At 58.0% G+C, this 22020-nt stretch carries 17 protein-coding genes, 1 pseudogene and 1 riboswitch; of the genes and pseudogenes, 8 read left to right on the top strand and 10 right to left on the bottom strand.

The features are described 5' to 3' along the window. The first annotated feature begins 228 nt into the window (after positions 1-228). Positions 229-1377 (top strand): OmpA family protein, encoded by a 1149-nt coding sequence (locus KUA11_RS01520; protein ID WP_217408899.1) that lies wholly within the window; start codon positions 229-231, stop codon positions 1375-1377. Positions 1378-1446: 69 nt separating this feature from the next. On the opposite strand, the gene cysK is transcribed toward KUA11_RS01520, so the two are convergent. After that, positions 1447-2436, bottom strand: a complete 990-nt coding sequence (gene cysK / locus KUA11_RS01525; protein WP_302480860.1) for a cysteine synthase A — start codon at positions 2434-2436, stop codon at positions 1447-1449. 190 nt (positions 2437-2626) lie between these two features. Here cysK and KUA11_RS01530 point away from each other — a divergent pair, with 190 nt between their 5' ends. Then, the gene (locus tag KUA11_RS01530; RefSeq protein WP_217408849.1) at positions 2627-3076 is read left to right on the top strand and encodes an RrF2 family transcriptional regulator; all 450 of its coding nucleotides are present in this window, start codon (positions 2627-2629) and stop codon (positions 3074-3076) included. Between the two features lie 66 nt (positions 3077-3142). Here KUA11_RS01530 and KUA11_RS01535 read toward each other — a convergent pair whose 3' ends face one another. Next, the gene (locus tag KUA11_RS01535; protein WP_217408897.1) at positions 3143-3691 is read right to left on the bottom strand and encodes a hypothetical protein; all 549 of its coding nucleotides are present in this window, start codon (positions 3689-3691) and stop codon (positions 3143-3145) included. 347 nt (positions 3692-4038) lie between these two features. On the opposite strand from KUA11_RS01535, the gene KUA11_RS01540 reads away from it, so the two are divergent. The 3 genes and pseudogenes from KUA11_RS01540 (at position 4039) to KUA11_RS01550 (ending at position 7677) form a co-directional block, all read left to right on the top strand. Further along, positions 4039-4569, top strand: a complete 531-nt coding sequence (locus KUA11_RS01540) for a hypothetical protein (RefSeq protein WP_217408848.1) — start codon at positions 4039-4041, stop codon at positions 4567-4569. A gap of 78 nt (positions 4570-4647) precedes the next feature. Continuing rightward, the gene (gene parE, locus KUA11_RS01545; RefSeq protein WP_217408847.1) at positions 4648-6672 is read left to right on the top strand and encodes a DNA topoisomerase IV subunit B; all 2025 of its coding nucleotides are present in this window, start codon (positions 4648-4650) and stop codon (positions 6670-6672) included. A gap of 391 nt (positions 6673-7063) precedes the next feature. Beyond that, positions 7064-7677, top strand: a pseudogene (locus KUA11_RS01550) (IS5 family transposase). A 113-nt stretch (positions 7678-7790) separates the two neighbouring features. Here the strand turns inward: KUA11_RS01550 and KUA11_RS01555 are convergent. The 8 genes from KUA11_RS01555 to KUA11_RS01590 all read right to left on the bottom strand — a co-directional run bounded on the left by KUA11_RS01555 (position 7791) and on the right by KUA11_RS01590 (position 15938). Further along, a complete protein-coding gene (locus KUA11_RS01555) occupies positions 7791-8765 on the bottom strand; it encodes a glycosyltransferase family 61 protein (protein WP_217408896.1) in 975 nt (324 codons plus the stop codon). After that, the gene (locus KUA11_RS01560) at positions 8750-9190 is read right to left on the bottom strand and encodes a glycosyltransferase family 61 protein (RefSeq protein ID WP_217408846.1); all 441 of its coding nucleotides are present in this window, start codon (positions 9188-9190) and stop codon (positions 8750-8752) included. The genes KUA11_RS01555 and KUA11_RS01560 overlap by 16 nt, the downstream gene beginning before the upstream one ends. 22 nt (positions 9191-9212) lie before the next feature. Beyond that, positions 9213-10622, bottom strand: coding sequence for a tetratricopeptide repeat protein (locus tag KUA11_RS01565; RefSeq protein WP_217408845.1), 1410 nt, complete (start codon positions 10620-10622; stop codon positions 9213-9215). A gap of 46 nt (positions 10623-10668) precedes the next feature. Continuing rightward, entirely contained in the window at positions 10669-11280 is a 612-nt protein-coding gene (folE, locus tag KUA11_RS01570; RefSeq protein ID WP_217408844.1) for a GTP cyclohydrolase I FolE, read from the bottom strand. 41 nt (positions 11281-11321) lie between these two features. Beyond that, positions 11322-11798 (bottom strand): Co2+/Mg2+ efflux protein ApaG, encoded by a 477-nt coding sequence (gene apaG / locus KUA11_RS01575; RefSeq protein WP_166313380.1) that lies wholly within the window; start codon positions 11796-11798, stop codon positions 11322-11324. Between the two features lie 33 nt (positions 11799-11831). Next, positions 11832-13073, bottom strand: coding sequence for an O-succinylhomoserine sulfhydrylase (gene metZ, locus KUA11_RS01580; RefSeq protein WP_217408843.1), 1242 nt, complete (start codon positions 13071-13073; stop codon positions 11832-11834). A gap of 108 nt (positions 13074-13181) precedes the next feature. Further along, a riboswitch (SAM riboswitch) is annotated at positions 13182-13261 on the bottom strand. 77 nt (positions 13262-13338) lie between these two features. Then, positions 13339-15198 carry an AsmA family protein gene (locus KUA11_RS17800; protein ID WP_217408842.1) on the bottom strand — a complete coding sequence of 620 codons (1860 nt, stop codon included), beginning with the start codon at positions 15196-15198 and terminating at the stop codon, positions 13339-13341. Positions 15199-15263: 65 nt separating this feature from the next. Next, positions 15264-15938: a TetR/AcrR family transcriptional regulator gene (locus KUA11_RS01590; RefSeq protein WP_217408841.1), complete on the bottom strand. Its 675-nt coding sequence runs from the start codon at positions 15936-15938 to the stop codon at positions 15264-15266. A gap of 195 nt (positions 15939-16133) precedes the next feature. Between KUA11_RS01590 and KUA11_RS01595 the strand changes: the two genes are divergently transcribed. Genes KUA11_RS01595 through KUA11_RS01605 form a run of 3 tightly spaced genes read left to right on the top strand, consistent with a single transcriptional unit; the run spans position 16134 to position 21978 of the window. Continuing rightward, complete coding sequence (locus tag KUA11_RS01595; protein ID WP_408744129.1) at positions 16134-17303, top strand: efflux RND transporter periplasmic adaptor subunit; 1170 nt, start codon at positions 16134-16136, stop codon at positions 17301-17303. A gap of 5 nt (positions 17304-17308) precedes the next feature. Further along, positions 17309-20467: an efflux RND transporter permease subunit gene (locus tag KUA11_RS01600; RefSeq protein ID WP_217408840.1), complete on the top strand. Its 3159-nt coding sequence runs from the start codon at positions 17309-17311 to the stop codon at positions 20465-20467. Then, the gene (locus KUA11_RS01605; RefSeq protein WP_254454599.1) at positions 20467-21978 is read left to right on the top strand and encodes an efflux transporter outer membrane subunit; all 1512 of its coding nucleotides are present in this window, start codon (positions 20467-20469) and stop codon (positions 21976-21978) included. Before KUA11_RS01600 ends, KUA11_RS01605 begins: the two co-directional genes overlap by 1 nt. Positions 21979-22020 lie beyond the last annotated feature (42 nt).

Raw genomic sequence — 22020 nt, forward strand, 5'->3', positions numbered from 1 at the left:
CTTGCGTGGCTTTGCTTTGGCGAAGCGGAACTGTCCGACCTTTTAGGGGCTGATTGTCACGTAACGGAGCGGCGCGCAGGCGTGTGTGCAGGGCGGATACATCTCTTTGCGAGTTGCACGAACAACGGGTTTCAGCAAAACAGGGCGGGACGAATGGGTATGGGTGCCGGTCGCGTCGCTTACGATCCGCAGGAAATGGATCGGCGAAGCGGACATGAGGAGAAGGTGATGAAGCTGCGTAAAGGGTTTCTTGCAGGGTCTGTCCTGTCGGCGCCGCTCATCCTCGGTCTTCTTGCTTCCGCAGCCCATGCACAGCCTGTGCAGGGATGGTACATCGCAGGCGAAGGCGGTGCGACGTTCAATCAGGACCAGCAGGTTCGTATGAGTCGCTCTCTGCCTTATGGTCGTGACCGCTGGAAAACCGGCGCGGTCGGACTGGGTTCGGTTGGGTATGGTCTCGGCAACGGTTTCCGTGTCGAGATGGAAGGCAACTACCGCAATTCGGATTATCGCGATCTGGGCACGGCCACGATGAAAACCAAAGGCGACGGGCGACGTCAGACCTATGGTTTCATGGCCAATGCGCTGTTCGATCTCGATATCGGTAAGCCTTGGCTGTTCCCCTATTTCGGTGCTGGCATTGGCTATGGGTGGAGTCATATGGATGCGAGTTTCCGCTCCATGTCGCCGGGGCGGAACATTCAGGAGAGCATGCGCGGCACCTTTGGCGGCTTCACCTATCAGGGCATGTTCGGGCTGTCGTTCCCGGTGCCGTGGGTTGTGGGTCTGTCCGCCACGGCGGAATATCGCTTCTGGACCATGCTCGCGCCGCAATCCTACAATGCCGTTGCATATGGCAATGTCGGAGGAAGCACCAATCTGCCCAAGGAAGAAGGTCTGGCGGGTGGACATCACGACACCAAGACCGACTTCAACCATTCACTGATGCTGGGCCTGCGTTACGAGTTCAATCCGGCTCCTCCTCCGCCACCGCCTCAGACGGAGCCGCTGGTGCCGGTGCCTGCCAGCGCCCGGACCTATCTCGTTTTCTTTGACTGGGATCATAGTGATTTGACCGATCGTGCGCGTGCGATCGTGGCCGTAGCCGCGCAGGCCACGTCCCACACGGCGCTCACGCGGATCGAGGTGTCAGGCTACACCGACACTTCCGCCGCTCATCCCGGCAAGCGGGGCGAGCGCTACAACATGGAACTGTCGCTGCGGCGTGCGAACGTGGTGAAGGCGGAACTGGTGCGCGACGGCGTGGCGGGATCGCTGATTCAGGTTCAGGGGTTCGGACAGACGCATCCTCTGGTGCCGACGGGTGACAACACGCGGGAGCCGCAGAACCGACGTGTGGAAATCATACTGCGCTGAGAAGCGTTACGGTTTCATTGATGAGGGGCGAGGCCCGACCGCAGGAATGCTGGTCGGGCCTTTCTTTTCCTACAGACCGTTGAACAACGGCGTGGACAGATAGCGCTCTGCAAATGATGGAGCGATGCTCACGATCGTCTTGCCCGCATTTTCGGGACGTTTCGCCAACTGCGTGGCGGCATGCAGTGCAGCGCCCGAGGAAATGCCGATAGGGATGCCATCCATGCGGGCACAGCGGCGCGCGGCGGCAATAGCTTCACGTTCCGAAACGGCGATCACGCCGTCCAGCGCCTGCACGTCCAGCGTGGCGGGGCAGAAACCCGGCCCAATGCCCTGAATGCCGTGCGGTCCCGGCTCGTCGCCGTTTAGAACAGCGCTTTCGACCGGCTCGACAGCAAAGACTTCCACCCCTTTTTTCCGACGTTTGAGCGCATGCGCCACACCCGAGGCCGTGCCGCCAGTCCCGACCCCGGCGACGACGATGTCCACGCTGCCTGCTGTGTCCTGCCAGATTTCCTCGGCCGTGGTTTCCTCATGCACCAGAGGATTGGCCGGATTGTCGAACTGGCCCGGCATCCATGCGTCGGGCGTGGTGTCCAGAATCTCGCGCGCCCGGGCAATGGCGCCAGCCATGCCGAGCCGCGAAGGAGTGAGCTCCACCTGTGCGTCCATCAGACGCAGCATTTTGCGTCGTTCGATGGAAGCGCCTTCGGGCATCGTCACAATCAGGCGGTATCCTCGGGAGGCCGCCACAAAGGCGAGGGAGATGCCTGTGTTGCCGGAGGTTGGCTCCACCAGAACGCTGCGTCCCGGTGTGATGATGCCTTCGCGCTCAGCCGCCAGAACCATGGCGGCGCCGATGCGATCCTTCACCGAGCCGAGTGGATTGAAAAACTCCAGCTTGAGCAGAACGCGGGCTGTAAGACCATCTTCCGCTGTCATACGGGGCAGGGCGACAAGGGGCGTTCCTCCCACCACATCGACAATGGAGTCGAATACGCGTCCGCGTGGGGGCGCGAGTGAGAAAATCATGTCGGGGGAAAGGTCATGTGCGGCCATGCGGGAGCCTTCCTGTTTCTGGGTGGAAAAGGAAAATGGGGATTTCCCCCTCAAAGACAGGGACGATAGCACGGCGGATTGACGTGGATAATGTCTGGGAGGGGATTTTTCACTTTCTTGGACGGCATATGTCGCAAGACGTCATTTTGTCGGGTATCATCGTGAAAAAGACCGAGAGAGGAGAGGCGGCATGCTGCTGCGACGTGATCGCGCGATGACCGGGATATTGATCATGCTGGATGTGGCATTTCATGCTGGTCGAAGCGGGACTGTGAATGCGGCAGACATCGCTACCCGAGCCGGGCTTGCGCGCCGTGGGATCGAGCCGCTGCTTCAAACTCTTTCGAGGTCCTCCTTGCTGGAAAGTGTGCGCGGACCACGTGGTGGCTATCGGCTGGGCAGGCCCCGTCGGGACATCAGTCTTGCGGATATCGTCTCCACGATCATTGCTCCCGACAGCGAAGGAGAAGAAGGATCAACCGGTGATCTGTTCACCAAGGTTCTGGATCCTTTCTGGCGTGAAGAAGATCAGAAGATTGTGGAGCGCTTCAGAGACCTGACGCTGGATGATCTGGTGCGCAAGGCAGAAGCCGCGGGGCTGCGCCGGCCGATGGCCGAGCCGATTATGTTTTCGATCTGAGAATACAAAACGGGAGGGCTCGAAGCCCTCCCGTTTGTCGTGACCACAATGTCCCGTCGTTGTGCTTTAGCGGCGACGGCGCGCGGCGCTCGTGACCCGGCGACGAGTGGTGGTCTTCGCCTTGGTTTCGACCTTCTTGGTCTCCGGCGCTGTGACGGCCGGCTTGGGAACGGCGACACCTGTGGCGTCCACCGTAGCGTTCACGATGAGAGTATCACGCTTCTGACCGGGGCCACGGATCAGGATGGTCGTGAAGGTGTCGTTGCCCGCATAGCCGAGTGTCGGTGTGTAGGCGATCTGTGTGTGTCCATCGAGACCATACAGAAAAGCTTTGCCATGTTCGGGCTCGGGCGACACGCCGAAGGAAGCGTAAGCTCCTCCATCGGGCGGTGTGACCGAGAGCACGCAGCGTCCATCGTCACTGCGGACGGTCATGGTGCTGACCAGCGCACCATTCGGTCCCGCGACCGGAGGCGTGGTCTGGCAAACGGCCGAATTGCGGACGTTGCGGTAAGGATCGGGCGTGCCGTGAACACCGACCGGAGCGGGACCATGAGTACATCCGGCCAGAAAGCCGGCGGCCATGACGGGCATGGCCAGAATTCGCAATCGCACGTCGGAGACTCCGCCTTGGTTGCCGAATATCGTTTCCTGCACGCTGTCTGGCGGCGACTCCGCCATCCAACGCTATCGCGACACGCTCTAGAGCATCCGCGCAGTGGTTGAAAGCCACCGTCCGCACATGCAAGAGGCGCGTATTTCCGTCAGCGGGCGGAAAGCAGGCACGAAAACGGCTTTCGGGCTGCATGACTGGCATGCTGGCCCCTTGTGTATGGCCATTTCTCCGATAAAACAGCCATCTGACAGAATTACCTGATATCACACTTTCACAAAGACACTCGCCACCGGCGCGCCACGTGTGCATATCTCGGCCGCGCTCATTCTCTGGAGAGACTTCGATCATGGCCTCTGCCTTTCTTCGTCTTGCCGTTGCCGGAACGGTTTTTCTCGGCCTTTCGTTCGGTTCCGCAGCCTCGGCCGCCAGTTGTGGCCGTTCCCCGGCGCGCGAAGCCTTCGATGTGCAGGGTCTCAAGAGCGAGCTGATGGTGACGGCGCTCTCATGCAAGGTGCAGGACCGTTACAACGCTTTTGTTGGCAAGTTTCGCAGCACGCTTCTGGCGGAAGAGTCCGAGCTGAATAGCTATTTCCGCAAGATGTATGGAAAAAGCGCCCAGCGTGAGCATGACGATTACATCACCCAGCTTGCCAATGTTCAATCCGAGCGGGGATTACAGTCAGGCACGATCTTCTGTGAGCAGCGTCTGGGCATGTTCGATGAAGTCGCAGCACTCGATAATGCGCACGATCTGTCCAATTACGCGCAGGCCAAAGACATCATGCAGCCAGCGGTCTATGAGACCTGTGCGGCTCCTGCTGTCGAGAAGAGTACGCGGACACGCCGTACAACCCGCCGCGCGGTGCGCAAGATCTGATCGAGATTTCGTCGCCCGGGTCACGATCCGTGTGTGGGCGTTCTTGACGAATCAGACGTGAAGAGGGACAGACCCGGCATGAGCGATCTCTTCTCGAGTGCCGGTTCTTCCTCGCCCAAGAAGACCGAGCCTTCCGCTTCTCCTTCCCAGTCGCTGGCTTCGTCCGGTGGGAACTACGATGCCAGCGCCATTGAGGTGCTGGAAGGGCTGGAGCCTGTACGGCGTCGTCCGGGCATGTATATCGGTGGCACCGATGAAACGTCCCTGCATCATCTCGCCGCCGAAGTTCTGGACAATTCGATGGATGAGGCTGTCGCGGGCCATGCGACGACCATCGACGTCACGCTTGAGCGCGACAACTGGCTGACCATCCGCGACAATGGACGCGGCATTCCTGTCGATGCGCACCCGCGTTTTCCCGACCGTTCGGCGCTGGAAGTCATTCTCACCACGCTTCATGCGGGCGGCAAGTTCTCCGGAAAGTCCTACGCCACATCGGGTGGTCTGCATGGTGTGGGATCGTCCGTAGTCAACGCATTGACCTCAGGCTTTGAGGTGGAGGTGGCGAGAGACCGGGTGTTGTGGCGTCAGACTTATGCACGCGGAATCCCGCAGACACCGCTGGAAAAGGTAGGAGCCGTGCCCAACAGGCGTGGCACCCAGATCCGCTTTCGGCCGGATCCCGAAATCTTCGGCTCCCACGTTTTTCAACCTGCTCGCCTGTACCGTCTGTGCCGCTCCAAGGCGTTCCTGTTTCGTGGGGTGACGATCCGCTGGGCCTGCGATCCTACGCTGATCAAGGCGGGAGACACGACGCCCGTCGAGGCAGTCCTTCATTTCCCGGGTGGTCTGGCGGATAGTCTCTCGGACGAACTTGGTCCCAATGCGCTGCTTCTGGCACCGCTATGGGCTGGTGAGGCGGCGTTGCCGGATGACGGCGGTCGGGTGGAATGGGCTATCGCCTTCCTCGAATCCGGTACCTCTAGTTTCCTCTCGTTCTGCAACACCATCCCCACGCCGCAGGGAGGAACGCACGAGGCAGGGTGCCGCACGGCTCTCGTGAAGGGTTTCCGTGTGTGGGGTGAGCAACGCTCTAACAAGCGGGCGAGCATCGTCACGGCGGAGGACATTCTTGGTGTTGTCGCAGCGCAGCTCTCCGTATTCATTCGTGACCCGCAGTTTCAGGGGCAGACCAAGGAAAAGCTGACCAGCGCGGGAGCTTCAAAACTGGTCGAGACCGCATTGCGGGATCGTTTCGATCACTGGCTCTCGGCCAACCCGACGCAGGCCGATTCTCTACTGGCCTTCGTGGTTGAGCGAGCGGAAGATCGTCTGCGTCGTCGTGAGCAGAAAGAGACGCCGCGCAAGAGCGCGACCCGGCGCTTGCGTTTGCCGGGCAAGCTGACGGACTGCACGCGCGAGCGGGCAGCGGAAACCGAGATATTTCTGGTGGAGGGCGATTCCGCTGGCGGCTCCGCCAAGCAGGCCCGCAACCGTGAGACTCAAGCAGTGTTGCCACTGCGAGGAAAGATACTGAACGTGGCCAGCGCGTCGGCAGAAAAGCTACGAGGTAATCAGGAACTGAGCGATCTGGTCGAGGCTCTGGGGTGTGGAGTGGGAGATCGCTTCGAACTCACCAAGCTGCGCTACGGTCGCGTCATCATCATGACGGATGCCGATGTGGATGGTGCCCATATCGCGTCGTTGCTTATGACCTTTTTCTATCGCGAACTGCCTGAGTTGATCCGGGCCGGACGCCTCTACCTCGCGCAACCGCCGCTCTACCGTCTCACGCAAGGAGCGAAGACGATCTATGCGATGGATGACGCCGATCGTGAGCGAAAGATACGTTCAGGGTTCAAGGCCAACGCCAAGGTTGAAGTTTCGCGCTTCAAAGGGTTGGGCGAGATGCCGCCCAAGGATCTGAAGGAAACAACCATGGACCCGTCACGGCGCACGCTTTTGCGTGTCGTGGCGCGGCCTGAAGACCGGATGGAAACGCGCGAGCGGGTGGAGAGCCTGATGGGGCGCAAACCCGAACTGCGGTTCGCGTTCATTCAGGAGCACGCCCAGTCTCAGTCTGTGGACACGCTGGATATCTGAAATCTATGGGTAATTCATTTTATTTTATAATAGTAGTAGTAAAGAAGGGTTTTTATTTAACATAGAGAATAAAACATATTAAAGGCGGGAATAGATAAGAAGATTAAGTAAAGCTTCTCGAACAGGAAGTTGCCCCATCATGCAAGGGGAGGTCGACCTTTGCTAAGGGAATGGTGATTGAAGCACTATTCATATTCGGTTCGAAGAAAATGGAGATCCTGCCGTGAAACTCTATTATATTGTACAGGCCATTAGCAGCCTGTCGGATTGGGTTGCCCTGTGAAGGGGGGAGATTGTAAGAGCCTTTTTTGGAAATTTGATATACCGGGTTTTTAAGAAGTGCGGCGCGTGATTCAAGCTACGAATGTGGACGCCAGAGTAGCGAGGCGGGGTGGCCGGGATCACGCGCAAAACGAGACGCTATTCGTCTAACCTGACCGATAAGGAATGGGAGAGCGTAACACTTCTGATGTCGCCTGTGCACCGGCGTGGCCGGAAGCGGACAACGGATTTCCGTGAGATCATCAATGCGCTACGTTATCGTGTTCGTCCAGGCTGCGGGTGGGAGATGCTGCCGGTTCACTTCGGTCCATGGCAGACGGTTTACTGGTGGTTCTGCAGGTTGATGCGCCGTTTTCTGTTTCAGACCATTCATGATGTCTGTCTAATGCTGGATCGGGAGGCAGCTGAACGCGAGGCCAGTCCCTCAGGCGGTGTTATCGACAGCCAAAGCATCAAGGCGCCCATGTGGCAGGCCGGGGTTCTGACGCAGGCAAGAAGATCGTTGGTCGCAAGTGCCACATCGCGGTTGATACGGATGGCCGGCTTCTTCTGGTCAGGCTCACTCCTGCCGATATTTCAGACAGCGCAGGCGGTCAGATGATCCTTGATGTTATCCGCTGGCGTCGCCTGGTAAAGGACTACGAACAGTGAATCGATGTCGCAGAAGCCATGCTCCACATTGCTATGGGAAACATCATGCTACGCCGAAACGCTCATCCTTGAATTTCCAAAAAGATTTTGAGAGCTAACCGGGGTGATGCGTTTTTTCATATGACATATCAATAATTTATATATTTATGTCATTATGTAGTTCTTTCTGTTTACATAATTAATTTTTACTTTACCAATTTAAATAATTCCCATTCGTGCAATTCTTTTCTGTCACACATTAATTTTCCGTCCGGTGATGATGAGAGAAATCTATTTTGAGTTTTATTTAAAAATGATACAAAATTACCATCTCTGTAAATATCATATTTAATTTTCCGAAGGCATCGTGATTCACCTTGTAGTGTTAAGCATATTTTGCTTTCTGATTCTATAAACGCATTGTTTTTATCTGTGAAATTTACGTATAAATATTCATAGTCATCTGTTTTTTCATTCTTGGATGTTACGATTCCAGTGCGTTTTTCTACTAGAAGAAATTTATTATGGATACTAATTAATTTATATTTCTCAATAACACCGTGGTTATGTTCTGTTTTTTGAGAATTTGAGTTTTCCCATATTCTAGATTTTATTAAATCATAAATGAAAAGACTTAAGTGTTCTGGATCTTTGATAACCATATCACCATAATGATCGCTATTTTTCTGTAAACTTGGTGTTTGTACATAGGATATTTTTGCATTATTTATTTTGTCCATTAAATAAAAATTGGAAGAATACCGATCACCATGACAAAGAGCGATTCCTTTTGGTGAGTAGGAAAAAATGCTATTGTGAAACGCAGAGCCAATAAATCCGCAGACGGGTCTTGCGGGATTAAAAATGCCTAATTGAATTTCAATGCTATGTTCTTGTGGGTGAACAATATCAAATCCCATTTTTGAGAGGTGCTCTTCAATTTTTTCTTCGTTTTTAAATTTGCGCATACCTGAAAAACGAGATCTAGAAAGATAAATCGGTTTTGTTGTTTCATAAGATTGACCATGAAGATGCCCAAGAGAATTGCAAAAAGTTGCAAAAATTTTGTGAGAAAAATGATTTTCTTCAAAAGACGCGGCAGAAACAATTAAATTATGTATCTTTGTTGCGTGATTGAAAATAATGAAATTTTCCTTCTTTAGATCTAAAAAGGAAAAAATTTTTTAACCCAAGCTAATGAAAAAAGATAATTTAAGTCAAAAGCGCTATGTATTAAAATTTTTTTATTTTGATATATGTGTGGTTGACACCAAAATCTAGGCAATGTCTCTGTAATAAAATGTCCAAAATGGTTTGATATGTGGCCTCCATAAAAATAAATATAATCTTCAGCTCGATTATGATCTCCTAATGGATTGATGCAAGAAGAAGTGGATTGTCCAACAGAATGGTTTGGCCATCCCCTTCTTGTAGAAGCATTGGTTATCAATCTTCCAAATTGATCATATATTCCATATTCCACGTCTTTATCTGTGTTTAGTTTTGATCTTGGTATGTATAAAATATTTCTATATATATTTGTTTCTGGCTCTTCGTCTATTACTTTTAGCCCAAAAAGGTCTGTATTTGCTTGTTGATATTTCACTTTATTATCCCTTTAATTCATTTTATTTGAAAGATTTATATAAAATTTCTAAATTATTTTTTAAAATTTTCAGTGGTCCCGACCAGTCCAGCGGTCGATCCTGCTGATAGATTTTTACCGTGTCATACCAAGGTGAGTCGGTTCGGCCGGAGAGCCAGCGCCAGCACTGGTCGTAGCGCGACAGGAGCCAGACGGGTTTACCAAGTCCCGCCGCTACATGGGCTGTGGAGGTGTCCACGGCAATCACGAGATCAAGGTTGGAGATCAGGGCCGCCGTGTCTTCAAAATCGTGCAGATCGGCTGTGTGATCGATAAGCCGCATGCCGACAGGCGGTGTTTTGGCCTGAAACGCCTGTTCACCGATCTGCAGGCTGTAAAACACGGCTTCCGGGGCACTCCGGACCAGAGGTGCGAGTGTGGCGAGTGTGGTGGAACGCCTGCGATCGGCGATTTCTGCTTCACGAATTTCCCTGTGCGGCGCACCAGCCCACACGAGACCGATGCGCAGAGGGCGTTGACCGGGCGTGTCCTGTGTCAACCGCTCTGCCCAGAAACGGACCTTCTCTGGATCGGAATGAAGAAAGCCTTCGGAAGAAGGCAATGTGTCCAATGTGATTCCCAGAGCGCGTGGGAGAGACAGGATCGGGCATTGTAGATCGTGCGGAGGAATTGGGTCGTTTTCCGTCACGAATGTGAGAGCGGGAAAGGAATGTGACAACAGGGTATGCAGTTCCGGGCGCATGCGCACGATCACATGGCCACCGCGTTTGGCCGCCAGAGGAAGGAACCGGGCAAACTGGATCATGTCTCCAAAGCCGCCCTCGGTGTGAATGAGAAGCGTCTTGTCAGGAAAGGCTTCCCCATTCCACAACGGCCCCTCGATCCCGTGCCACTTCGTGGTTCGGGTTTTCCAGCGCCATTCGTATTCCTCGAACCCATCTTTGTAATTTCCGCTGGCAAGCAGCGAGATGGCATGGTTCGTGCGATTTTCGGCGTTCTCGGGGGCAAGATTGACGGCAGCCTTGTGAAACTTCTGGGCCAGTTCATGTTGCCCACGACAATCCAGCGCGACACCGAGGTTGCTCAGGGCCAACGCTTGTCCCGGATTAAGGCGCAGACAGTTGGAATAGGCGGTGATCGCCTCGTCATGACGCTGGAGCGACTGAAGCGCATTGCCGAGATTGGACCACGCATCCGCTAACTTCGGATCCAGTGTCACGGCACGGGTCAGCTTTTGCAGGGCCGGTTCGAAGACGCCGAGAGAGCAGAGGAGGCCACCGTAATTACTGAGTGTTCGCGCGTCGTCGGGATTGGCTGAGAGACGGGCCCGGTAATCCGCCTCGGCTTCAGGAAAACGTCCGGCAAGCTGAAGCGCTTCTCCGGTTTCGGGAGGGTGTTCTGAGACGGTGGAATCGGCGGTCGTGCGTGTCATGTTCTGACGGTGGCACGACCGGTTTAAGAAGCGGTGAGCGTGGCGCTCAGGTGAACTGATCGCCCAGTGCGGGACGGTTGAGCATCGAGAGAAGTTCGCGCCGTGTGTCGGAGTTTTCGCGGAAAACGCCGAGCATCCGGCTTGTCACCATCGACACACCGGGACGATGCACGCCGCGTGTGGTCATGCACTGGTGTCCGGCCTCGATGATGACGGCGGTGCCATAAGGTTCCAGCACCGTGTTGATCGTGTTGGCGATCTGGGCCGTCAGGCGCTCCTGAATCTGGAAGCGCCGGGAATAGGCGTCCACCACGCGGGCCAGTTTGGAGATGCCCACCACGCGACGGCGCGGCAGATAGGCCACATGCGCGCGTCCGATGATGGGCACCATGTGGTGTTCGCAGTGGCTCTCGATGCGGATATCGCGCAGGAGGACGATCTCGTCGTAATCCTCCACTTCCGAGAAGGTGCGCGCCAGCAACTCTTCGGGATTGATCTGGTAGCCCTCGAAGAACTCATCATAGGAACGCACCACACGAGAGGGCGTGTCCAGAAGACCCTCTCGTTGGGGATCCTCACCGGCCCAACTGAGGAGAACGCGAACGGCTTCCTCGGCCTCCTCACGGGAGGGGCGGGACGGCGGGACGGATGTGGTCATGAAAGCTCTCTGGCTGATCGGAACTGGAATCCGGGGCGCGCTCAGTGCACGAGACCGGCGTGATAAGGGCAGTCGAGGCTGAAGGGCGGAATGCGGATGTCGAAATGGCGTCCGGTCGTCGCGTCCTCCATGCGGTAGCTGCCGCGCATGATGCCGCTGGGTGTGTCGAGGGAGGCGCCGGAGGTGTATTCGAAGGCGTTCCCCGGTTCGATCAGGGGCTGTTCGCCCACCACGCCTTCACCACGGATACGTTCGATTTGTCCCTGCGCGTCGATGATTTCCCACATGCGCTCGAGAAGCTGAACGGGGTGGTCGCCCAGATTCTCGATGCGGATGCGGTAGCCCCAGCAATAGGACTGTTCGTCCGGCTGGGACTGGTCATCCAGCCAGAACGGCCGGACGACGACATGGATGTTCTCCGTGGTGTCCTCATAGGCCGGCAGCGCCGCGATCGCTTCGTTCAGCGCCTCTTCAGGATCGGTGAAGAGTTTCGGCGGCATTGGTGGCCGTGAGGACATGTCGGATCGTTTCCTTTTCCGTAAACGGATGTGTCAGCGCGCGGGCGCGAAACCGCGCGCCGTGAGAGCGGCCGCGCCACGCGCCAGATCGTCTATCAGATCGGCGGAATCTTCCAGTCCCACGGACAGGCGGATCGCGCCATCGGAAATGCCCAGACGGGCGCGTTCCTCAGGGCCGATCTTCATATGGGTGGTGGTGGCGGGGTGTGTGGCCAATGAACGCGCGTCTCCAAGATTATTGGAGATCAGGATCACGCGCAGCGCATCGAGAAACGCGAACGCACCCGCTTGGCCGCCCGCGACCTCGAACGCAACCAGCGAACCGAAGCCGCTCATCTGCTTTTTGGCCAGTTCGTGCTGGGGATGGTCGGCCCGGCCCGGATAGCGGACGCTGACGATGCCCGGCGCCTGCGCCAGCCAGTCGGCCACGATGGCGGCGTTGCGGGTCATGGCGTCCACGCGCAGGTTCAGCGTTTCCAGCCCTTTGAGCATCACCCACGCATTGAAGGGGGAGAGTGCATTGCCAGTGTTGCGTGTGAACGGCAGCACGGTCTCGTCGATCCATTCCTTGCGGCCAAGGATGGCCCCGCCAAGCACGCGGCCCTGACCGTCGATGTGTTTGGTGCAGGAATACACCACCACATCCGCCCCCAGTTCGAGGGGCTTCTGATAGACGGGAGACGCAAAGGCGTTGTCCACCACGACGATGGCGCCGGCCTTATGCGCAAGATCGCTGATGGCGCGCAGATCGAGCACATCGAGCATGGGGTTTGACGGGCTTTCCAGCAGTACGGCGGCTGTGAGCTTGCTCAGAGCTTCAGCCCATGCGTTCAGATCGCCGCCGTCCACGAACACTGTCTCCACACCGTAGCGGGGGAGCAGGTTGGCGATGATCCAGTGGCATGAGCCGAACAGCGCGCGGGATGCGACGACACGGTCTCCCGCTTTTACCTGCGCGAGCAGGGCGGATGAGACGGCGCCCATGCCCGTGGCCGTGGCAACGCAGGCTTCCGCGCCCTCGATTTCGGCCAGACGACGCTGAAGAGCGTCCACCGTAGGATTGCCGAAACGGGAATATTGATAATGCGTGGCTTCGCCGGTGAAGGTGGCGGCGGCCTGCTCGGCGCTGTCATAAGCAAAGCCGGAGGTGAGGAAAATGGCCTCACTCGTCTCGCCGTAAGGCGTGCGCTCGACCCCACCATGGATTAGGCGGGTGGCGGAACGCCATGAACGGGAGATGTCGGACGTATTGGACGGGACGGTCGTGTCAGTCATGGATGATCTCGGTTCCGTTCTGCCCGCAGGAAGCACGTGACCCGGATGTGACGGATCGAAGCGCGCCCCCGTGCGAGGGTAATCGACCGTGGAAACCTGGCGGATGCGCCGATCCATGCCAGAGCCTCTTTAGCGCGTTTCTTTAACCTCGCCGCAAGCCGGCCATACAAATCACGAGGTCCGTCCCTTTCGGGCGACGGAAAAGGCGTTATCGCGGAAGAGCGGGGTCGGCGTCAACTGCGCGACGGTCGGGGCGGTTGCGTGCTCAGGGCACAGGGCGCAGACAGGCGCGGCCGGTTGAGAAGCTGACGAGCGCGGGAGGCAGCGTTGTGATCGTGTTTGCCGATTTGAGCAGCGCCCGTCCGCCGTCTGACCAGCCGGCCAGTCCAATGGCGGGACGATCGAACGGACCGCTGACCCGAATGGGAATATCGAGTGCGAGTGCTGCCGCTGCCCGACTCTGAAACGCAAGATCGAAGCGACGGGCGACAAGGTCGAAGCGGGCCGCGCCCACAATGGAGCCGATACCCGTGCGGATACGCAGGGGCATCACCGTGCCGTTCCCCTGATGTAGGGTGAGGGCGCCGAGCAGACAGGTAACGGGTGTCGTGCCACCCTTGCGGCGGAAAAGCAGGCCGATATCGGTGGAGGCGACGCCGATGACTTCCTGCGCGATGGCACCTTCGTTCATTCCGGCAACCGCCTGAAGATCGGCGATCCGGGTGGCCTGATTGAGTGTGCGCACGCCTTGCGCGGTGACTGCGGCGCGCAGGGAAAGGCTCCCGTTGATGGGTATGGGCGCAAAACCGGCCTGCTTGCGGAAACGGTCGATGTCCGCGCGGGTGACATCCACATTGGCCTGAATGTCCGATCCGCGCGCGGCCGTGCGGATGATGCCCGAAGCCGCGATGTGACCACCCAGCCAGTCAAAGACGAGGGAAGGAACGTCCACCAGTCCGGGTTTCTGCACGAGTGCGACGGACGCATCGGTGAAGGTGAGGGCATTGTAACGCACATTCTTGGCGGAGAGCCGCACGTTCAGCAGGGGATCGGGTTTGGCGGGCGCAAGAAAAGGAATGTCCGTGTCCGGGCGAGACGGTTGCGCCGACTTCGTGGGCGAAATGAGAGCGTTGAGATCCAGCCGGGAAAAATCCATCGTGCCGCTGATGCGGTCGGGTGCACCTTTGCTGCCTTCCGAGAAGGTCACATCGGCATCCGTGATCGGACTGTCACCCAGATGACCATGCGTATGGCTCAGCTTCCAGTCATCGCCCGTGTGGATGAAGTGGCCGTCCAGAGCGAGGGCGAGGGGAAAGGTATCAGGCTTTTCTCCCGCAAACGCCATCAGGGGCGCCGATGTGGGGGTGTTCAGCCTGAGCGCGCCATCCACGCCGTCGAAATTGAGCAGATCTGTGGCGGTGCCGTTGAGATCGAGCGTCAGATCGCCGGACGTGGCGTGTAGATCGAGTGTGGCGGGGCGATTGCTCTGTCGCAGCGTCGTTATAGGCCCGAGTTGCGCAGTCAGGACGATGGGGGCGGCGTTGTAAGAACCGGATACGTTCATCCGCAGCGGCGCGTGATCGTCAGACGATACGAGCGTCACGTTGTCCAGTCCGATGCGATAGGAGTGTCCTTTCGCGGAACGGTAGATGACCTCGCTCTCATGAATGGTGGCCTGACGCAGGCCGGGAAATCCGCTCATGCCCGAGGATTTGGAAGCCGTATCAGGGTGAGAAGAAGGCGGGCCGAAACGCCAGTTGGGCGTGCGGTCGGGCGTGCGCTCGAACAGGCCCGAGAAGCGCGTGATGATGAGGTCGCGTGTTTCGATCGGACCATGCAGCAGTGAGGTCAGGCGGATATGCCCGTGCAGATGACCGAGCGTGATCATTTCGGGGCGGCTGCCGTGGGGAATGTTGCCGATGGAGACGTCGTCCATGTCCACTGTCAGCCATTGCCCGGGGGTGACATGGAGCGCGCCGATATGCACCGCACGTCCTGTTGCTGCGGCAAGTTTGCGTGTCGCAAATGTCCTCAGGTCCACCTGCCATAGGGCGAGCGTGGTTGTTGTCGCGGCGGCAAGGCCGAGGCCGAGAGTAATGAGAGCGATACGAGTGGATCGGCGCACGGCGACTACCTGCCTGTTAAAGGGATGTGCTTCTTGCCGTCAGACGGCAAAACACGAAACCCCTGTCAGACAGATTGCCGAGTGTTCCATTCGGCGTGGAGTGCGCTCAGGAAGAGCTGGGCGCCGGAAGTGATATAGGCGCGTGAGTCGTCTTCATTGATGTTCTTGATGACCAGTGCGTTGAGCATGAGTTCGCCCACGGTCATGCCAAACAACTGACGCGCACGCTGTTCAATGTCGGTTTCAGGGTGTCCCTGAGCGGCGCAATAGTCACGCAGCCAGCGTTTGAAGACATTCGTCTCCCCGCCATCCTTGAGCGACAGCATGATGTGACGGATATCTTCGGACTCGGAGGCACTGGCGATGATGGCGCGAATCAGCTCAATGGCCTCGGGACGGATCAGCCGTGCGGCGATATCCTGTAAAAGTCCGATCAGTTCATCCTCGGGTGTGGCCGCATCGACACGCACGCAAGGAGAAAAGCAGAACAGGCGGGCTCCGATAAGGGCGTGAAAGAGTTCCTGTTTGGAAGGGAAAAGCTGATAGAGCGTGCGCTTGGACATACCCGAACATTGGGCCACCTTGTCCATGGAAGCGGCCTGGTAACCATATGTCTGCAACACTTTGTCGGCCGCGCCGAGAATCTTCTCGCGACGTTCGCATTCCGCCATCTCGGGCGGACGCCCCGGCCCGCGTGCGGCGGCGCAGCAGTCGGTTTCATGAGGGATGCGCGCGTTCATGTCATCTTTCGTGTGCGCCATCGGAATGACCCTGTCCAGATGAGACAATGCGACGCTGCCATCTTGACCGTAGTTTTGGAAACTATGTAGTTTTAATTTCATCATGCAGCCGGATTCGTGGCGAGGTTCTCAGACGTGTCGGAGAATCCGGCGCGGGTTCGGCTTTTCTCTCCTTTGGTTGCCCGGGATGTGCTCGTGAAAAGACCTGTCTGTCTTCGCGCTTCGGCCACATGTGTTTCGATCGCGAGCCTGTTTTTGCTGGGAGCCTGCGGGCGCAAGGCACCTCCACCAGCCGCCGCTCCGCCGCAGAAGGTGGAGGTGCTAACCCTGCAACCGCAATCGGTGCAGGTTCACACCCAGTTGCCCGGTCGTATCTCGGCCTTCGAGATCGCCATGGTGCGCCCGCAGGTCAACGGCGTGATCCTCAAGCGCTATTTCGTCGAAGGCACGGATGTGAAGGCGGGGCAGCAGCTCTACCAGATCGATCCCAGTGCTTATCAGGCTGTCTATGACAGTGCGACCGGACAGCTTGCGCAGGCGAAAGCCAATGCCGTGACGGCGCGGGCCAAGCTGGAACGTTATGGGCCGCTCATGAAGGCGCATGCCGTCAGTAAGCAGGAATATGATGACGCGCTGGCGTCTTCCCGCGCAGCCGACGCTCAGATTCTCGTCGCGAAAGGGCAGGTAGAGGCCGCCGCCGTCAATCTGCGCTACACGCGCGTCAATTCTCCCATCGACGGGCGTATCGGTCGCTCTCTGCTGACGGTTGGCGCGTTGGCGACGGTGGGGCAGACGTCCAATCTGGCAGTCGTCACAAAGCTGGACCCGATTTACGTGGACGTGAACCTGCCGGCGATTTCGCTGCTGCGCATCCGCCGTGAGGTGGCCTCGGGGCGGATTCACACGAATCCCGATCATTCCGTGCCGGTGACGCTCCAGATGGAGGACGGTTCAACCTACGAATCTCCCGGCAAGATGCAGTTCAGCGAAGTGAACGTGGATCAGGACACCTCCACGGTCGTTGTGCGCGCCCTCTTCCCCAATCCTGACCGACTGTTGCTGCCGGGCATGTATGTGCATGCCACGCTCGATGAGGGCACGGACCCGGCGGCCATTCTGGTTCCCCAGCAGGCTGTGACCCGCAACAGTCACGGGGATCCGCAGGTCGTGGTGCTGGATGCGGACGACAAGGTGGCACAGCGTCCCATCACGACAGGGGCGACACAGGGGACGGACTGGGTGGTGACATCCGGGCTGAAGGCCGGTGATCGCGTCGTGGTCGTGGGTCTGCAAAAGATTCATCCGGGCCAGAAAGTGTCGCCCGTGCCTTTCTCTGATGCGGCTCCGGCCAGCGGAGCGAAGTAAGGCCCATGTCTCTCTCGCGCTTTTTCATCGACAGGCCGGTTTTCGCATGGGTGATCGGCCTGATCATCATGCTCGTCGGCGGTGTGGCCATCTTCCGGATGCCCATTGCCCAGTATCCGTCCATTGCACCGCCGCAGGTTGCCATTTCGGTGACCTATCCGGGAGCGTCGGCCGAGACGGTCAACAACACGGTGGTCCGTCCGATCCTCCAGCAGATGTTCGGGCTCGATCACCTCGAATACATCTCGGCGCAGTCTTATGCGTCCGGGCAGATGGAGATCGATCTCACTTTTGCGCAGGGCACCGATCCCGACATCGCGCAGGTACAGGTGCAGAACAAGCTCCAGCTTGCCGAGCCACGTCTGCCCACTGAAGTGACGGCGCAGGGCATCACGGTGGCCAAGGCCGTGAAAAACTTCATGATGGTCGTGGCCTTCATCTCAACCGATGGGTCCATGACGGCGCAGGACATTGCGGATTACGTGGCGTCCAACGTGTCCGATCCGCTCTCGCGTGTGTCGGGTGTGGGCGACCACACGCTGTTTGGCTCCGAATACGCCATGCGTATCTGGCTCAGCCCGCAGAAACTGTACAGCTACGGCCTGGCGGTAGGGGATGTGCAGACCGCCATCGAGGCGCAGAATCTTCAGGTGTCATCGGGTGAACTCGGTGGTCTACCAGCCAAGGCTGGAGCGCGTCTGGATGCGACCATTATCGGTCCCACACGTCTGACTTCGCCCGAGGAATTCGGCAATATCCTACTGAAAGTCATGCCCGATGGTGCGCAGGTGCGTGTGCGTGATGTCGGCAAGATCGAGTTCGGGGCGCAGAGCTACAACTTCAGCTCACTTTATAATGGTCAGCCAGCCGCGGGTATGGCGCTCAAACTGACGCCGGGCGCCAACCAGTTGACCACGGAAGCGGCGGTGCGCGCGGAAATCGCGCAGCTTGAGAAGTTCTACCCACCAGGGCTCAAGACGGTCTATCCGCTCGACACCAAGCCGTTCATCGTGCTGTCAATTGAGGAAGTGGTCATCACGCTGGCAGAGGCGATCGGTCTCGTCTTTCTCGTGATGCTGATCTTCCTGCAGAATTTTCGTGCAACACTCATTCCGACCATCGCCGTGCCGGTGGTTCTGTTGGGCACGTTCGGCATCCTTTCCGCACTCGGGTTCTCCATCAACACTTTGACCATGCTGGCCATGGTGCTGGCCGTGGGCCTTCTGGTCGATGACGCCATCGTGGTGGTGGAAAACGTCGAACGTGTGATGACGGAAAAGGGATTGTCTCCGCATGAAGCGGCGCGCGTCTCGATGGACGAGATATCGGGCGCACTGGTGGGGATCGTGCTGGTGCTGACCGCCGTGTTCCTGCCTATGGCAGCGTTCTCAGGCTCCACAGGCGTGATTTATCGCCAGTTCTCCATCACCATTGTCGCAGCCATGTGGCTATCGGTGCTGGTGGCCATGGTGATGACACCAGCGTTGTGCGCGACGATGCTCAAGCCGGGACAGCACGAAAAGACCAAGGGGCTGCCCGGATGGTTCAACCGGCAGTTCACACGCCTGACGAAAGGCTATCTGCATGGCGTGCAGTTCGTCATTGGCCACAGGCTCGTGTCATTGGTGGCGTTCGCCGCGCTGACAGGATGCGTGGTGTTCCTGTTCATGCGACTGCCGGGTGGATTTCTGCCCGATGAGGATCAGGGGCTGATCTTCGGTCAGGTGACGTTGCCGCCCGGATCGACGCAGGAGCAGACGGCGAAGGTCACGAAGAAGGTCTCCGACTACATTCTCAAGACCGAAGGCGACAACGTCGAGTCCGTCTATGTGATGAACGGGTTCAACTTCGCCGGGCAGGGACAGAGCGCGGGCGCGTTCTTCGTCAAGCTCAAGGATTGGGAGGTGCGTCCGAAGGCGAGTCAGGCGTCAACTGCCATTGCCAACCGCGTCATGATGCATTTCTGGGGAGACCCGGAGGCGCAGATTTTCGCCATCAATCCGCCCGCCGTGCTCGAACTGGGCAATGCCACGGGTTTCGATCTCGAACTGGAAGATCGCGGGCATGTCGGTCATGAGAAGCTACTTGCCGCGCGCAACATGGTTCTCGGTCTGGCCGCCAAGGACAAGCGCCTGATGGCGGTGCGTCCGAATGGCATGGAAGACGCGCCGCAATATCACCTCGATATCGACCGCGAAAAGGCCAATGCGCTGGGCGTGTCGGTGGCGGACATCAACACACTCGTCGAAGGGGCGCTTGGCTCGATTTATGTGAACCAGTTCATGCGCGACGACCGTGTAAAGCAGGTCTACATTCAGGGTGAGCCATCGGCGCGTATGCTGCCGATCGATCTCAACGCATGGTATCTGCGCAATACCAGCGGCACGATGGTGCCCTTCAACGCCATTGCGAGCGGTCACTGGATCACGGGTCCGCAGAAGGTGGAGGATTATAACGGCCTCAACGCCTTCGAGATCCTTGGACAGCCGTCCAGCGGTTACAGTTCGGGCGATTCCATCACAGCGATCGAGAGCATTCTGGCAAAACTGCCGGAGGGGATCGGGTATGAATGGACGGGTCTGTCCTTCGAACAGATGGCATCCGGTTCTTCAACCGGTCCGCTCTATGCGCTGGCAGCAACGGTCATTCTGCTCTGTCTCGCCGCTCTTTATGAAAGCTGGGCCATTCCCATTGCGGTGATTCTCGTCATTCCGTTGGGCGTCCTCGGTGCTATTGCCGCAACCCTGTGGCGCGACATGGACAACGACGTGTATTTCCAGGTCGGGCTGCTCACCACCGTGGGACTGGCGGTGAAAAACGCGATCCTGATCGTGGAGTTCGCCAAGGCCAATTTCGAGGGTGGACAATCGCTGGAAGAGGCAGTGCTCAATGCCGGTCGTGAGCGTCTGCGACCGATCCTCATGACGTCCATCGCCTTCGTGCTGGGTGTCTTTCCGCTCGCCATTGCCAGCGGCGCCGGATCGGCGGCGCGTGAAGCCATCGGCACGGCCGTTGTGGGCGGCATGCTCACGGCCACTTTTCTGGCCGTCTATTTCGTGCCGCTGTTCTTCGTGCTGGTGCTGCGCCTGTTCCGTGTGACGCGGATGTCGGAGCGTGGAGATGGTGGCGGACATCCGCCCGTTGCGGCCCCGGAGGCGAGTTGATGAACGTGGTCATGAAGAAGCACCGTCGTCCGGGATGCGGGGCGATGGTGGCGCTCGCGGGCGTCCTGCTGGCGGGTTGCACGATGGAGCCCACCTATCATCGTCCGGCACCACCGCTGGCAAAGACCTTTCCCAAGGCGCCCGACATGGGCACCAAGGATGCGAGCGCCAAGACAGACGCTGCGCTGCAGACGCCCGCTTCCGATATCGGCTGGCAGGATTTTTTCACGGATCCGCGCCTGAAGGCGTTGATTGGGATCGCGATGCGGGAGAACCGTGATCTGCGCTCGGCCGTCGCCAGTATCGCGCAGGCGGCTGGCCAGTACGATGTGCAACATGCCTCTCTGTTCCCCGCGATTGGGGCGACGGGAGCGGCGATGTACATGCAGCCATCGCAGACTGCCGGTTTCAGCTTTGCGCCGGGTGTCGGTGAAAACATCTCGACTTTCCGTTATTACACGGCCGGTATCGGTTTTTCGTCCTATGAGATCGATGTGTTCGGTCGCATCCGCAGTCTCTCGCATGCGTCTGCGGAAGCTGCTCTCAAGCAGGTGGCAACCGAGCGCGCGTTGCGGATCAGCATCGTCTCACAGGTGGCGAATGCCTATCTGGCGTGGCTGGGTGATCGGGAAGTGTTGCAGATCGCCAATGAGGCTGTAGCCAATCTTGAAGAAAATCTGCGCTTGATTCGTCTGCGTTACGACCATGGAGAAGAAAATCTCCTGACCGTGCAGCAGGCGCAGACTCAGGTGGATCAGGCTGCTCAACTCCGGGCGCAGCAGATGCGTTTGGTGGCGCAGGACGAAAACGCGATCACGCTGTTGATCGGCGCGCCCATTCCCGACACTCTCCCGCCACCGCGTCCGTTGGGTGAACAGACGCTGATGGCCGATGTGCCGGAAGGTCTTCCCTCCGATCTGTTGTATCGCAGGCCCGATATCATCGCGGCAGAACACGACCTGTTATCCGCCAATGCCAATATCGGTGCGGCGCGGGCGGCATTCTTTCCGAAATTCACGCTTACGGCAACCGATGGCCTGAGCAGTCTGATGTGGCATCGGCTGTTTACCGCGCCTGCGACCACATGGGGGCTTCAGCCCAACATCACGATCCCGATTTTCACTTGGGGACAAAACCGCGGGAATCTTGAAGTCGCGAAAGCCGAGCGTGACGTGAGGGTGGCGGCTTACGAAAAGGCCATTCAGACAGCGTTCAAGGAAGTGTCCGATACCTTGGTGGCGCGCCCGACCTATATGGAAGAAGCGCATCGCATGGACGATCTGGTTCATGCTTCCTCGGAGTCCTACCGACTTTCGCGGATGCGCTATGAGGCGGGAACGGATTCCTATCTCAATCAGCTCGTTGCGCAGAGGACGCTGCTTCAGGCGGAGCAATCCCGTGTCGCGGTGCTGGTGGCGCGCTATGAAAATCTTGTCACTTTCTATCGGGCACTCGGAGGCGGATGGAGCGAGAAAACCCTCCGCTCGCCTCGTGTTCCCGCGAAACTTTGAAGTTGAGGACGCACAGAAGGAGAGAGGGGGCCGATTGTCAGC

It is taken from the genome of Acetobacter estunensis, assembly GCF_019083805.1.
GTDB lineage: Bacteria > Pseudomonadota > Alphaproteobacteria > Acetobacterales > Acetobacteraceae > Acetobacter > Acetobacter estunensis_A.

Excerpts from the sequence above, each read along its gene's own strand:
- KUA11_RS01520 (WP_217408899.1), top strand. The coding sequence starts at position 229 with ATGAAGCTGCGTAAAGGGTTTCTTGCAGGGTCTGTCCTGTCGGCGCCG.
- cysK (WP_302480860.1), bottom strand. The coding sequence starts at position 2,436 with ATGGCCGCACATGACCTTTCCCCCGACATGATTTTCTCACTCGCGCCC.
- KUA11_RS01530 (WP_217408849.1), top strand. The coding sequence starts at position 2,627 with ATGCTGCTGCGACGTGATCGCGCGATGACCGGGATATTGATCATGCTG.
- KUA11_RS01540 (WP_217408848.1), top strand. The coding sequence starts at position 4,039 with ATGGCCTCTGCCTTTCTTCGTCTTGCCGTTGCCGGAACGGTTTTTCTC.
- parE (WP_217408847.1), top strand. The coding sequence starts at position 4,648 with ATGAGCGATCTCTTCTCGAGTGCCGGTTCTTCCTCGCCCAAGAAGACC.
- KUA11_RS01565 (WP_217408845.1), bottom strand. The coding sequence starts at position 10,622 with ATGACACGCACGACCGCCGATTCCACCGTCTCAGAACACCCTCCCGAA.
- folE (WP_217408844.1), bottom strand. The coding sequence starts at position 11,280 with ATGACCACATCCGTCCCGCCGTCCCGCCCCTCCCGTGAGGAGGCCGAG.
- apaG (WP_166313380.1), bottom strand. The coding sequence starts at position 11,798 with ATGTCCTCACGGCCACCAATGCCGCCGAAACTCTTCACCGATCCTGAA.
- metZ (WP_217408843.1), bottom strand. The coding sequence starts at position 13,073 with ATGACTGACACGACCGTCCCGTCCAATACGTCCGACATCTCCCGTTCA.
- KUA11_RS01590 (WP_217408841.1), bottom strand. The coding sequence starts at position 15,938 with ATGAACGCGCGCATCCCTCATGAAACCGACTGCTGCGCCGCCGCACGC.
- KUA11_RS01600 (WP_217408840.1), top strand. The coding sequence starts at position 17,309 with ATGTCTCTCTCGCGCTTTTTCATCGACAGGCCGGTTTTCGCATGGGTG.
- KUA11_RS01605 (WP_254454599.1), top strand. The coding sequence starts at position 20,467 with ATGAACGTGGTCATGAAGAAGCACCGTCGTCCGGGATGCGGGGCGATG.